At 69.6% G+C, this 13,338-nt stretch carries 9 protein-coding genes; 3 read left to right on the top strand and 6 right to left on the bottom strand.

All coding sequences use genetic code 11. The features are described from left to right. Positions 1 to 144 precede the first annotated feature (144 nt). On the bottom strand, positions 145 to 1,053 hold the full coding sequence (locus NUG20_RS15810) for a LysR family transcriptional regulator ArgP (protein WP_263395387.1): 909 nt from the start codon (positions 1,051 to 1,053) through the stop codon (positions 145 to 147). A 102-nt stretch (positions 1,054 to 1,155) separates the two neighbouring features. On the opposite strand from NUG20_RS15810, the gene NUG20_RS15805 reads away from it, so the two are divergent. Further along, entirely contained in the window at positions 1,156 to 1,773 is a 618-nt protein-coding gene (locus NUG20_RS15805; RefSeq protein ID WP_263395386.1) for a LysE/ArgO family amino acid transporter, read from the top strand. Positions 1,774 to 1,860: 87 nt separating this feature from the next. Here NUG20_RS15805 and NUG20_RS15800 read toward each other — a convergent pair whose 3' ends face one another. Further along, complete coding sequence (locus tag NUG20_RS15800; RefSeq protein ID WP_263395385.1) at positions 1,861 to 2,493, bottom strand: TetR/AcrR family transcriptional regulator; 633 nt, start codon at positions 2,491 to 2,493, stop codon at positions 1,861 to 1,863. A gap of 184 nt (positions 2,494 to 2,677) precedes the next feature. On the opposite strand from NUG20_RS15800, the gene NUG20_RS15795 reads away from it, so the two are divergent. Beyond that, positions 2,678 to 4,786 carry a TonB-dependent receptor gene (locus tag NUG20_RS15795; protein WP_263395384.1) on the top strand — a complete coding sequence of 703 codons (2,109 nt, stop codon included), beginning with the start codon at positions 2,678 to 2,680 and terminating at the stop codon, positions 4,784 to 4,786. 328 nt (positions 4,787 to 5,114) lie between these two features. Here the strand turns inward: NUG20_RS15795 and NUG20_RS15790 are convergent, their stop codons facing one another. The 4 genes from NUG20_RS15790 to NUG20_RS15775 all read right to left on the bottom strand — a co-directional run bounded on the left by NUG20_RS15790 (position 5,115) and on the right by NUG20_RS15775 (position 8,959). Next, on the bottom strand, positions 5,115 to 5,609 hold the full coding sequence (locus NUG20_RS15790) for a hypothetical protein (RefSeq protein WP_263395383.1): 495 nt from the start codon (positions 5,607 to 5,609) through the stop codon (positions 5,115 to 5,117). Positions 5,610 to 5,785: 176 nt separating this feature from the next. Then, positions 5,786 to 7,594 carry a DNA helicase RecQ gene (gene recQ, locus NUG20_RS15785; RefSeq protein WP_263395382.1) on the bottom strand — a complete coding sequence of 603 codons (1,809 nt, stop codon included), beginning with the start codon at positions 7,592 to 7,594 and terminating at the stop codon, positions 5,786 to 5,788. A gap of 59 nt (positions 7,595 to 7,653) precedes the next feature. After that, positions 7,654 to 8,196, bottom strand: coding sequence for a hypothetical protein (locus tag NUG20_RS15780; protein ID WP_263395381.1), 543 nt, complete (start codon positions 8,194 to 8,196; stop codon positions 7,654 to 7,656). Between the two features lie 211 nt (positions 8,197 to 8,407). Next, on the bottom strand, positions 8,408 to 8,959 hold the full coding sequence (locus NUG20_RS15775; RefSeq protein WP_263395380.1) for a Dps family protein: 552 nt from the start codon (positions 8,957 to 8,959) through the stop codon (positions 8,408 to 8,410). A 94-nt stretch (positions 8,960 to 9,053) separates the two neighbouring features. Between NUG20_RS15775 and hrpA the strand changes: the two genes are divergently transcribed. Next, positions 9,054 to 13,241 carry an ATP-dependent RNA helicase HrpA gene (gene hrpA / locus NUG20_RS15770; RefSeq protein ID WP_263395379.1) on the top strand — a complete coding sequence of 1,396 codons (4,188 nt, stop codon included), beginning with the start codon at positions 9,054 to 9,056 and terminating at the stop codon, positions 13,239 to 13,241. Positions 13,242 to 13,338 lie beyond the last annotated feature (97 nt).

The following is a 13,338-nucleotide window of genomic DNA, read 5'->3' as shown; positions in this document are numbered from 1 at the left end:
GCCGCGGGAACTGCGTCGCTGCTTACGCGTCGAACAAACCTGCACGCGGCTGTCGGGACTGTAGCTTCTGCCGCCGTGCACCTGATCGCAAGTCAAAGGGAGCGGCTTCCGTCGCGACAAGCGCAGCGACTGAGCACGCCGCGCTCAAGCGCGTTGCCGGCCGCCCTGCATGCTCGATGCCGCCGTGCGCAGTGCCTGGCCGATGTGCTGCAAGGCGCTCGAGCGCACCGCCGCGTGTTGCCAGTAGAGCGGAACGTCGAGCCAGCGCTGCGGATCGATGATCACGATCTGCTTCTCGCGCAATCCGGACGCGAGCATCTGCTCGGGGGCGAGGCACCATCCGAGACCGCGTGCGGCGGCTTCGACGAAGCCGGTGGAGGTCGGCAGGTAGTGGATGGGAGGGGCGAGGCGGGTGCGGGTGATGCGCCGTACGAAGCGCGCCTGCAGCGCGTCCTTGCGGTTGAACACCATCATCGGCGCCTGCGCCAGTGCCGCGGCGCCGAATCCGGCGGCGAAGTGGCGGGCGACGAATGCCGGCGAGGCGATCGCGTAGTAGCGCATGGCGCCCAGGGGATGGACGTTGCAGCCCTGCAGCGGCTTGCTCGCGGAGGTGACCGCGCCAAGCACGGTGCCGTTGCGCAGCAGTTCCAGGGTGTGGTCCTGGTCGTCCACGTGCACGTCGAACAGAAAACCGTGCGCATCGTGCAGGGCTGACAGTGCGGCGAGGAACCAGGTCTGCAGCGAGTCGTCGTTGACCGCGATCGCGATGCTGCGCGCGGGTCCCGCGGTGGCCGCGCTCGGCACGAAGTCGGCCAGCGCCTCGGCCTCCAGCGCCTGCATCGGCCGCACCCGGCGCAGCAGCGCTTCTCCCGCAGGCGTCGGCCGGCACGGCGCCTGGCGCACCACCAGCACCTGCCCCAGGCGGTCCTCGAGCGCCTTGATCCGTTGCGAGATCGCCGAAGGGGTCAGCGAAAGCCGGCGCGCGGCCGCCTCGAAGCTGCCTTCGTCGAGCACGGCGGCGAAGGCAGACAGTTGTGGATGCAGCAGGTCCATGCGCCTGGCCGATTAGAATTTCTTCATAGGCTACAGAATATTTAGCTTGGCTAATGCCGTGGCCAGGGCCAGCATGCGCTTTCCGCAGTCTTGGACATCCCCATGTTGCTCGAAGCATCGCTTGCCGGCTTCGTCGCCAGCGCCGGCTTGATCATCGCGATCGGCGCGCAGAACGCGTTCGTCCTGCGCCAGGGGTTGCAGCGGCAGCATGTAGGCGTGGTGGTGGTGGTCTGCGCCTTCGGGGATATCGCGCTGATCGTGCTCGGGGTCGCCGGCATCGGTGCGCTGGCGCAGCAATGGCCGGCACTGCTGCAGGTGTTGCGCTACGCAGGCGCGGCCTTCCTTGGCGTCTATGGCCTGATGGCGGCGCAGCGCGTATGGCGCGGTGCCGGCGCATTGAAGGCGCAGGGCGAGGAGCCGGCGAGTTGGCGCCGCATCCTGCTGACCTGCCTGGCTTTTACCTTTCTCAACCCGCACGTGTATCTCGACACGATGATCCTGCTCGGCAGCCTGTCCACCCGCTATCCGGGAGCGCTGCGCTGGGCGTTCGCGTTCGGCGCCTGCCTGGCGAGCGTGGCCTGGTTCTGCAGCCTGGGCTATGGCGCGCGATTGCTGCAGCCGGTGTTCCGCAAGCCCAACGCATGGCGGGTGCTGGATGCATGCATCGCGGTGTTCATGCTGGCGCTGTGCCTGTTGCTGCTGTCGCGGCCGCTTGGCTGACGCGCTCGGCGGCAATGCGAGGTACTGCAGCGGCAAGCGGCCGGTCGCGGTAGGCCAGCGGCAAGCGAAGCGCTGGCCCGGTGGCCGCTACGCGGAGGCGGGCGCACTGCTGAGCATCCCGGCCAGGCTTTCGCTGAGGATCAATTGCAGGTGCATGCGCTTGAGTTCCACGCCCATCATCATCAGTTGCAGGCCGGCGCACATCGCCGCGACCGCGTAGACCCGCGCCTGGAATTCCTGGTCGCTGCCGTTCCAGCTGCCGTGTCCGCGCAACAGGCGCTTGAGCATGTCGCCGAGGTGTTCGACCAGGGAGACGGCCAGGCGCCGCGCATACGCGGTCAGCTCGGGGTCGCGCGCGGCGGCCAGGTCCATTTCCAGGTTGAACCTCAGCCGGCGCTCGTCGACCTCGGATAGCAGCCATTCCTCCAGCGCGCCGGCGATGAAGTCGGTCGCGTCCAGGTGCGGCGGCCGTTCGGTCGTCCACATCGCGCGCAGCGACCTCTCGTAGCTGCGTTCCATCAGCGCCCGCACCAGTCCGCGCCTGTCGCCGAAGCGCCGGCGCAATGTGCTGCAGGAGACGTCGCTGGTCTGGGCGATCAGTTCGAAGGTGGTCGCGCCGACACCCTTGTCGGCGATGCACTGTTCGGCCGCGTCCAGCGCGGCGTCATAGAGGCGTTGCTCGCGTTCCCTGGCGCTGCGCAGATCAATAAGGTTGGACATGGAGATCGGTCCTGGGCGGAAAAACATGGTGACGCGGTTGTGCTGCTGGCGCCATGCCGGACCAGCGCGAATGCGGAGTCGCGGGTGCGGGACGGCGGCGGTCGGATCGCACGTGTGCGTATAATAATCATTCTCGTTAGTCGACGGCGCCTGGGTGGCGCCGTCTCGTCCCAAGGACCCATTGATGCGTTTGCCGCTTTCCCTGTTCGCCGCGATGCTGCCGGCGACGGCCGCCATTCCCGATGCCCGGGCGCAGTCGCCCTCCACGCAAACGCTGGACGCCGTGGTCGTCAGCGCATCGCGGACCGATCAACCCGCGGACACGGCGCCACAGACCGTGGTGGTGATCGACCAGCAGGAGATCGCCCAGCAGCTCAGCATCAGCAGCAATTCGTCGGACCTGCTGTCCAGCCTGCTGCCGTCGTATACGCCGAGCCGCGGCAAGATGAACGGCAGCGGCGAGACCTTGCGCGGACGCACGCCGCTGATCCTGGTCGACGGCATTCCGCAGTCCAATCCGCTGCGTCCGACCGGGCGCGAAGCGCACACGATCGACTATGCGATGGTCGAGCGCATCGAAGTGATCCAGGGCGCCAACGCGATGAACGGCCTGGGCGCCACCGGCGGCACCATCAATCTGGTCACGCGCCGCCCGCAGCCGGGCGCGCTCAACCAGCATGTCGAGGTGCAGGCCAGCGTGCCGACCACCGACGTCGATGCCGAGACCGCGAGCTACAGGACCAGCTACCGCATCGACGGGCGCCGCGACAAGCTCGACTACCTGCTCGCCGTCGGCTACGAGGACCAGGGCCTGTACCTGGACGGCGACGGACGCGCGATCGGCACCGACGTGACCCAGGGCGATCTGATGGCCACGCGCGCCTACGACGTGCACGCCAAGCTGGGCTACTGGATCGACGACCGGCAGGAGCTGCAGTTCAGTTCCAACCGCTACCGGATCAAGTCCAAGGCCGAGTACCTCGGCGTGGCCGGCGATCGCGATCTCGGCATCCCGACCACCTCGGTGCGCGGCCGGCCGCAGGGCACGCCGCCCTGGAACGACGTGTGGACCACCGGCCTGTCCTACGCCCATCACGATCTGGCGGGCATGGAACTGAAGGCGATGGTGTTCAACCAGGAGTTCGAGGGCCTGTTCGGCGCCGACAACTCGGCCACCTTCCAGGACCCGCGCATCGCGCCCAACGGCACGCTGTACGACCAGTCGCGCTCGGTCGCGTCCAAGTGGGGTTCCAAGACCAGCCTCGGCAAGGACGACCTGCTCGATGGCCGGCTCAAGCTCACCGGCGGCGTCGATACCCTGTGGGACAGCGGCAAGCAGGACCTGTACGGCACCGGCCGCACCTATGTGCCCGAGTCGGAGTTCCGCGACCTGGCCGCCTTCGTGCAGGGCGAATACCGGCTGCTGCCGCAGCTGACCGTGCATGGCGGCGTGCGCCACGAGGACGCCAAGCTGACCATCGACAGCTACCAGACCCTGGCGCGCTACAACCGGGTGCAGGTGCAGGGCGGCAGCCTGTCCTTCGCCGAGACGCTGTACAACGCCGGCGCGGTGCTGGCGCCGAGCGAGCGTTTCAGTGTCTTCGCCAGCTATTCCGAAGGCTTCGGCATGCCCGACGTGGGCCGCGTGCTGCGCTCGATCAATACGCCCGGCACCAGCGTCGCCAGCCTGAGCGCGCTGCAGCCGGTGCTGACCCGCAACGTCGAACTGGGCACGCGCCTGCGCGGCGATGCGTGGGATGTCGATGTCGGCGTGTTCCAGTCGCGCTCGGATTACGGCACCCGCGTGATCGCGGTGGACGGCGCGTTCCAGATGGCGCGGGAGAAGACCCGCATCGAGGGCGTGGACGCCAGCGCCAAGTACCGGCTCAACGACCGGCAGCGCCTCGGCCTGGCCTATGCGTATACGCGCGGGCGCTACGACAGCGACGGCAACGGCAGCCTGGACGCGCATCTGGACGGGCTGAACATCGCGCCCAACCGGGTCATCGGCAGTTGGTCGTCGCAGTGGACGCCGCGGCTGTCCAGCTTCGTGCAGGCGCAATACGCGTTCAGCCGCAGCTTCGACGATCCGCAGAAGCGGTTCAGCGGCTACGCGCTGGTCGATGCCGCGCTGAACTACAGGCTGCGCCAGGGCGAACTGCGTCTGGCTGTGGCCAACCTGCTCGATCGCCAGTACATCACCTATTACTCGCAGAGCGCGCTGGTCGAACCGGATCGCTATTTTGCCGGGCGCGGGCGCACGCTGACGGTGGGCTACAGCCTGGATTTCTGAGCGGCGGCGGCTGCGTGACGCGCGCTTGAGCGCGTCCGCAGGTGCAGCGTTGCGGCGCGGTGTCCGCATGGTTCTAGGTCGGACGACGGACGCGGCGGATGGCGGCGGGCCGTGCAGCCATTCGTGGCTGGCTGACTAGGGCCATTTGCCGGGTCGGCGCGTTCGCCGGCATCGGCGGCGTTGTCGAGCAGCGCCTGCAACAGGTGTCCGATCGCGCTAGGTATCCGATCGCGCTTTCCGGCCGCTCGCGCCGGAATCCATGCGTGGCGTTCGCCTGCCGGATGCCGGTGCGGGCAGGCAGCCGCTGCGCCGGCCGTCTGGCGGCTACTTACCAGCCGCCGTAGGGATAGCCGTAACCGCCGTGGCCGTAATAGCCGCCATGGCCTTCGCTCTGGCCCACGCTGATGCTGATGCCGACTTCGCGCGGCTTGCCGTCATCGTTGTAGTAGGTCTTGCACAGGTTGAGGTTGGCGGCCTGGTAGTTGCTGTTGCCGCCGCGCGAGGAATAGCCGAAGCCGGTGGCGACACTGCCGTGCACGTCGCCCTTGCAGCGGTCGGCGCGCGCCTGTTGCGCCTCGGCCAGGGCCTGGGTGGCCGCGGCCTTCTGCGCCGAGGCCGAGGTGCCGCTGGTGTCGCCGTAGTAGGCGCCCGGCGGGTCGGCCTTGTACACCGGGTCGGTGCCGTAGGTGATCGGCTGCTGCGGCACGCTCAGGTCCAGCGCGCGCTTGGCCGCTTCGCTGTCGCTGTTGCCGCTGTCGGCGGAGGTTTGCGCCATCGCCGGGCCGGCGAGCAGGGCGCAGGCAAGCAGGAGGGATCGCTTCATCGGACGTACGCCAAGGAAAGAAGGGCTCGGTGGCTGCAGCCGCAGCTGCGCGCCGCCACAACGCGACGCTATCAATACCACGTTGAACCCGGCCTGTCGGCGGCCGGGGATTTTCTTGCCGGTGCCGGCCACAGGGCGCGATGCGGCGGCAAACGTCCGCCGCCAGGCCAGCCCAGCTAGCCCTGCTGCTGCACGATGTCGACCAATTGCTGGCCGTAGCGGGCCAGCTTGGTGCCGCCGATGCCGCCGACGTGGGCCAGTTCGTCCAGGCTGGTCGGGCGCTGCTCGGCGATGTTGCGCAGGGTGCTGTCGTGGAAGATCACGAAGGCCGGCACGTTCTGCTCCTTGGCCAGGGCCGCACGCAGGTCGCGCAGGGCGTTGAACAGGCTCAGGTCCTGCGGCTGCACCGGCACGCCGGTGCGCGGGCTGCCGCTGCGGTCGCCGCGTTCGCGGCCGCGGGTCGGCGCCTCGCGGCGCATCATGATCTGGCGCTCGCCCTTGAGCACCTGGCGGCTGGCGTCGGTCAGGCGCAGCCCGCCGTAGGCGTCGCTGTCCACCTCCAGCAGCCCGGTGGCGACCAGCTGGCGGAACACGCCGCGCCAGGCGCGCGCGTCCAGGTCCTTGCCGATGCCGTAGGTGCTGAGCTGGTCGTGGCCGAACTGCTTGATCTTCTCGCCGTCGCTGCCGCGCAGGATGTCGATCAGGTGGCCGACGCCGAAGCGCTGGCCGCTGCGGTAGACGCAGCTCAGCGCCTTCTGCACGGCGACGGTGGCGTCCCAGGCGGCGGCCGGGGTCAGGCAGTTGTCGCAGTTGCCGCAGGGCTGCGGATAGGTTTCGCCGAAGCTGGCCAGCAGCACCTGGCGCCGGCACTGCATCGATTCGCAGTAGCCCAGCAGCTGGTCGAGCTTGCGCCGCTCCACCCGCTTGCGGTCTTCGCCGGCCTCGCCCTTCTCGATCATCTGCTTGAGCAGCACCACGTCGCCCAGGCCGTAGCACAGCCAGGCCTCGGCGGCTTCGCCGTCGCGGCCGGCGCGGCCGGTTTCCTGGTAGTAGCCTTCCAGCGATTTGGGCAGGTCGGTATGCGCGACGAAACGCACGTCCGGCTTGTCGATGCCCATGCCGAAGGCGATGGTGGCGCACATCACGATGCCGTCCTCGCGCAGGAAGCGGCGCTGGTTGCCGGCGCGCACCTCGGCCGGCAGCCCGGCGTGGTAGGGCAGGGCGTTGAGCCCTTCCTTGGCCAGGAACTCGGCGGTTTCCTCGACCTTGCGCCGCGACAGGCAATACACGATGCCGGCGCTGCCGCGGTGCGCGCGCAGGAAATCCAGCAGTTGGCGCTTGCTGTTGTCCTTCTGCACCACGGTGTAGCGGATGTTGGGGCGGTCGAAGGAGCTGACGAAGTGGCGGGCCTGGGTCAGGTCCAGGCGCTCGGCGATCTCGCGCTGGGTCGGCGGATCAGCGGTGGCGGTCAGGGCGATGCGCGGGGTCTGCGGCCAGCGCTCGTGCAGCACCGTCAGCTGGCGGTATTCGGGGCGGAAATCGTGGCCCCATTGCGACACGCAGTGCGCCTCGTCGATCGCGAACAGGGCGATGCGGCTGCGCTCGATCAGCGACAGGAAGCGCGGGGTCAGCAGGCGTTCGGGGGCGACGTACAGCAGGTCCAGCTCGCCGGCCAGCAGTTCGCGTTCGACCCGCTGCGCGGTCTCGCCATCCAGCGTGGAATTGAGGTACTCGGCACGCACGCCGAGCTGGCGCAGCGCTTCGACCTGGTCCTGCATCAGCGCAATCAGCGGCGAGATGACGATGCCGGTGCCGTCGCGCAGCAACGAAGGAATCTGGTAGCACAGCGACTTGCCGCCACCGGTGGGCATCAGCACCAGCGCGTCCTGGCCGGCGGCGACATGTTCGACGATGTCCTGCTGCGGGCCGCGGAACTGGTCGTAGCCGAACACGCGGCTGAGCACGGAATGAGCGGAAGATTGCATGCGCCTAGGATACCGCGTAGGTCAAGTGCGCCAGAGCGGCGCCACCGTGCTCCGCGGTGTCAGGCAAGCGATGCGGCATGCGTCGGCATTGCCCGACGCGCGCGGCGCCTGCCGACGAAGTGGCCGATCACCAGCACCGGCAGCGCGACCAGCAGCCCTGCCGAACACGCCAGCGCCGGCGCGATCAGCGCCACCAGCTGCGCCGGATGGTCGGGGTCGTATCCGCGCGCCCACCACGTCACCGCCAGCACGCCCAGGCCGCTCGCCAGCAGCAGCAAGGCCAGCGCGGTCATCTTCGGCACGCTGCGCTGCTGCGGCTGGTAGCTGTCCACCGCCAGGGCCAGGGCGACGCAGGCGGCCCACACCCCGGCGAACCAGTTCAGCGCGGGCACGAGAAAACCGACGCTGTAGCCGATCACGGTCAGCACCGCGAGCAGCAACGCGACCAGCCCATGTCCACTATTGGTGGGCACGCCGGAGTCGCCGAGCTGCCACCAGGCATGAAAACCCGCGGCCAAACCAGCCGCGATGCCAACGGCGCAGCCCAGCACGATGGCCAGCAGTGGGCGACGCAGCGAGGGATACGGAAACGGGGCGGCCATCGAACGTCCATGTAGGCGGAGCGGCTGCTCCGCCCGCCAGTATGCCCGACGCTTGCGACCCGGGCGCTTGCGTTGAAGCCCCGGCGTGCAAGCCCCCTTGGTAAGGGGGGGGGCGCCGAAGGCGCGGGGATCGGGAGCATGCTGCTGGGGCCCGGAGTTTGCAGCGCAAACTCCGGGAGGCCATGCCTGCTGCGCAGGCCTGGCCGTACCCTTACTGCAGCAGCGACCGCAACATCCACGCGTACTTTTCGTGGGTCTGCAAGCGCTGGGTCAGCATGTCCACCGACGGATCGTCGCCGGCGTCGTCGGCGGTCTTGAGCGCCTTGCGCGCGGTGCGGCACAGCGCTTCGTTGCCGACCACCAGCTGGCGCACCATCTCGCGCCAGTCGGCGCTGTCGGTCAGGCCCGGCTCTTCCGGGATCGAGGTCAGCGCGGCGAATTCCTTGTACGAGCCGGGCGCGTTGAAGCCCAGTGCGCGGATGCGCTCGGCGACATCGTCCAGCGCGGCCCACTGCTCGGTGTACTGGGTCTCGAACATCAGGTGCAGCGAATTGAACATCGACCCGGTCACGTTCCAGTGGAAGTTGTGGGTCTTCAGGTACAGGGTGAACGCGTCGGCCATGAACTGCGACAGGCCGTCGGCGATCTTCTTGCGGTCGCCGCCGCTGATCCCGATATCGATGTTGGGCGCGGACGGCGCCAGCGCCGCCAGCGGCTTGGTGGCGAGGCTCTTGGTCTTGCCGGGGGTCTTGCTCTTGGCCATCGGGGAATCCTCTTGAGGGGTTGGGAACGATATGGCGTCACAATAGACAGACTAAAGCATGCGCTGTTATTCAAAGTTCAACGGCACCCGATTGATGAGCACTATCGAAAAACAATTGCCCGCCCGCCTGCGCGAGCGCCGCGACGCGATCGACGGGGCGTTGACCCGCGACCGCGGCCGCCTGTTCGGCCTATGGTCGCGCTGGCAGGCCGCGCCCGGCAATCCCGCAGCGGAGGCCGCGTTCGAGCAGGCACTGGGCCAGTCACGGGCGCGCTGCGAGGCGCGCGCGGCGGCGCAGCCGGCGATCACCCTGGACGAGCAGCTGCCGATCGCGCGCGAGGCCGAGCGCATCGTGGCGCTGATCCGCGCGCACCAGGTGGTGGTCATCGCCGGCGAGACCGGCTCGGGCAAGACCACCCAGCTGCCGAAGCTGTGCCTGGCCGCCGGCCGCGGCGCCGCCGGCATGATCGGCTGCACCCAGCCGCGGCGCATCGCCGCGCGCGCGGTGGCCGCGCGCGTGGCCGAGGAATTGCGCACGCCGGTGGGCGGGGTGGTCGGCTTCCAGGTGCGCTTCAACGACCGGGTCGGCGAGGAGACCCGGATCAAGTTCATGACCGACGGCATCCTGCTGGCCGAGATCGCCAGCGACCGCTGGCTGTCCAGCTACGACACGATCATCGTCGACGAGGCGCACGAGCGCAGCCTCAACATCGACTTCCTGCTCGGCTACCTCAAGCAGCTGCTGCGCAAGCGCCCGGAGCTGAAGGTGATCGTGACCTCGGCGACGATCGACACCGCGCGCTTCGCCGAACATTTCGACGGCGCGCCGGTGATCAGCGTCGAGGGCCGCACCTTCCCGGTGGAGGTGCGCTACCGACCGCTGGAAGAGCCGGGATTGGAGAGTGGGGATTCGGGATTGGCAGAAGCGCGAGAAGGCCAGCGTTCGCCGCGAACGGCCGTTGCGGTTGCGACTCCCGACTCCCGACTCCCCAATCCCGGCCTCACAGTCAACGATGCGATCGTGGCGGCGGTGGACGAGATCACTCGGCTCGATCCGCGCGGCGACGTGCTGCTGTTCCTGCCCGGCGAGCGCGAGATCCGCGATGCGCACCAGGCGCTGGAGCGGCGCAAGTACCGCGAGACCGAGGTGCTGCCGTTGTACGCGCGGCTGTCCAACAGCGACCAGGACCGGGTGTTCAATCCCGGCCCGCGGCGGCGCCTGGTGCTGGCCACCAACGTCGCCGAGACCTCGCTGACGGTGCCGCGGATCCGCTACGTGGTCGATCCGGGCTATGCGCGGGTCAAGCGCTACAGTCCGCGGCAGAAGCTGGACCGGCTGCACATCGAGCCGATCTCGCAGGCCAGCGCCAACCAGCGCAAGGGCCGCTGCGGGCGCGTGGCCGAAGGTATCTGCTACCGGCTGTACGCCGAGGCCGATTTCCAGGCGCGGCCGGAATTCACTGATCCGGAGATCCGCCGCTCCAGCCTGGCCGGGGTGATCCTGCGCATGCTGCAGTTGGGCCTGGGGCGGATCGAGGATTTCCCGTTCCTGGAGCCGCCGGACGAGCGCGCGGTCGCCGACGGCTGGCAGCAGCTGGTGGAGCTGGGCGCAGTCGGCGAGCCCGACCGGCATGGCCTGCGCAAGCTCACCGAGACCGGCCGCAAGATGGCGCGGCTGCCGGTGGACGTGAAGCTGGCGCGGATGCTGGTGGCCGCGCAGCAGCATGGCTGCCTGCGGCCGATGCTGGTGATCGCCGCGTTCCTGGGCATCCAGGACCCGCGCGAGCGCCCGCCGGAAGCGCGCGAGGCGGCCGACAACGCGCACGCCAAGTTCGCCGATGCGCGCTCGGAATTCGTCGGCATCCTGCGCCTGTGGGACGGCTATCGGCAGGCGCATGAGGAGCTGACCCAGTCCAAGCTGCGCGACTGGTGCGGGCGGCAGTTCCTCGGCTTCCTGCGCATGCGCGAGTGGCGCGAACTGCACCGCCAGCTGCACCTGCTGTGCGAGGAACTGGGCTGGAGCGAGGAGCCGGCGGCGGCCTCGCTGCTGCCGCTGCTGGCCGGCGCCGCGTCGCTGCCGCCGGCGCGCGATGCCGAGACCAATGCGCGGGCCACGCGCGGGCAGCTGCACCGTGCCGCGCGGCTGGCGCGCGAAGGGCGCAGCGAGCCGACGGCGGCGCCGGTCGAGACCAGGCCCGCGCCGCCGGCCAATGCGGCCGACGACGCGCCACGTGCGAGCGAGCGCGAACGCGCCGCCGCCTACCAGGCGCTGCATCGCGCGCTGCTCGCCGGCCTGCCGACGCAGGTCGGCCATCGCACCGAGAAGGGCGATTTCCTGGCGCCGCGGCAGCGCCGTTTCCTGCTGTTCCCCGGCTCCACGCTTGCCCGCAAGCCGCCGCCGTGGGTGCTGCCGGCCACGCTGCTGGACACGCAGAAGGTGTGGGGCCTGACCAATGCCGCGGTCGAGCCGGACTGGGTCATCGCCGAACTGCCGCACCTGCTGGCGCGCAAGCACTTCGACCCGCACTGGTCGCGCGCGCAGGGGCAGGTGCTGGCCTCCGAACAGATCAGCCTGTTCGGGCTGGTGCTGGCGCCGAAGAAGCCGGTGCATTACGGCCGTATCGATCCGCCCGGCGCGCACGAGCTGTTCGTGCGCCAGGGCCTGGTGCCGGGCGAGATCAACACCCGCGCCAGTTTCGTCGCCGACAACCAGAAGGTGCTGGCGCAGGCGCACGAGGAAGAAGCCAAGCTGCGCCGCGCCGGCATCGTCGCCGACGAGGACTGGCAGGCGCGCTGGTACCTGGACCGGATTCCGGGCGAGATCCACTCCGCCGCCGGCCTGGACGCGTGGTGGAAGGCGCTGCCGCCGGAGCAGCGGCGCGCGCTGCACTGGTCGCTGACCGACCTGCTGCCGGGCGAGGGCAGCGAGGCCGATCGCTATCCGAAGTACTTCGCGCTGGGCGACGCGCGGCTGGCGCTGCACTATAAATTCGAGCCCGGCGCGGCCGACGACGGCGTGACCCTGGAGGTGCCGCTGCACCTGCTCAACGCGCTGGATGCGGCGCGGCTGTCGTGGCTGGCGCCGGGTTTCGTCGCCGACAAGGCCGCGGCGCTGATTCGTAGCCTGCCCAAGGCGCTGCGCCGCAACTACGTGCCCGCGCCGGATTTCGCCCGCGCCTTCTACGAGGCGTTCCCGCAGCCCAGCGCCGACGACATCCGCGGCGAGCTGGCGCGTTTCCTGCAGCGCGCCACCGGCGCGGCGCTGAGTGCGTTGGACTTCGACGAGACCACGCTGGAACCGCATCTGCGCATGAACCTGCGGCTGCGCGACGACGCCGGCAAAGTGCTGGCCGAAGCGCGCGACCTGGAGGCGCTGCGCGCGCGCTTCGGCGACCGCGCCGGGCAGGCGTTCGCGGCCCGCGCCGGACGCGAAATGGCCGCCGACGGGCTGCGCGAATTCCCGTCCGCGCCGATCCCGCTGCAGGTGCCGGGCGAAGCCGGCGTGCCGGCGTATCCGGCGCTGGTCGACGAAGGCGAGGCCGCGGCGCTGCGCATCTTCGCCGACCGCGCGCAGGCCGAGGCCGAACATCCGCGCGGCGTGCGCCGGCTGCTGGAGATCGCGCTGGCGGACAAGGTCAAGCAGGCACGCAAGCAACTGCCGGTGTCGCCGAAGACCGGGCTGCTGTATGCGGCGATCGAGTCGCAGGAGCGGCTGCGCGGCGATTTGGTCGATGCGGCGTTGAATGCATTGCTCGAAGATGGCCTGGACGCGATCCGCGACCCCGGCAGCTTCGCCCAGCGCCGCGATGCCGCCGGCAAGCAGCTGTTCGGCGAGGCGATGGAGCGGCTGAAACTGGCCGAGGCGATCATGGGCGCGGCGGCGGAACTGAAGCCGCAGCTGGAATCGCCGCTGATGGGCTGGGCCAGCGGCAACCTCGACGACCTGCGCGCGCAGCTGGCGGCGCTGGTGCATCCGGGCTTCCTGCGCGAGACGCCGGCGACGGCGCTGGCGCAGTTCCCGCGCTACCTGCGCGCGATGATCCTGCGCGCCGAACGCGCCAAGCGCGACCCGGCGCGCGACCAGGCGCGGATGCTGGAATTGAAGCCGTTCGTCGACGCGCTGGCTGCCGCCGCCGCGGCCGGGCGCAGCGGCGATCCGCAATGGCAGGCGCTGCGCTGGGACCTGGAGGAATTGCGCGTGTCGCTGTTCGCGCAGGAGCTGGGCGCCAAGGCCGGGATCTCGGCGAAGAAGCTGGCGCAGCGGGTGGCTCAGTTGCGGTGATTCGGGATTGGGGATTCGTAAAAGCGCAAAGCGCGCGATCAGACATCCGTAATCGCTTTTACGAATCCCCAATCCCCAATCCCAAATCCCGGCCTCT

Source organism: Xanthomonas sp. CFBP 8443 (assembly GCF_025666195.1).
Classification (GTDB): Bacteria; Pseudomonadota; Gammaproteobacteria; order Xanthomonadales; family Xanthomonadaceae; genus Xanthomonas_A.
This window is presented reverse-complemented; position numbering and strand designations above follow the sequence as displayed.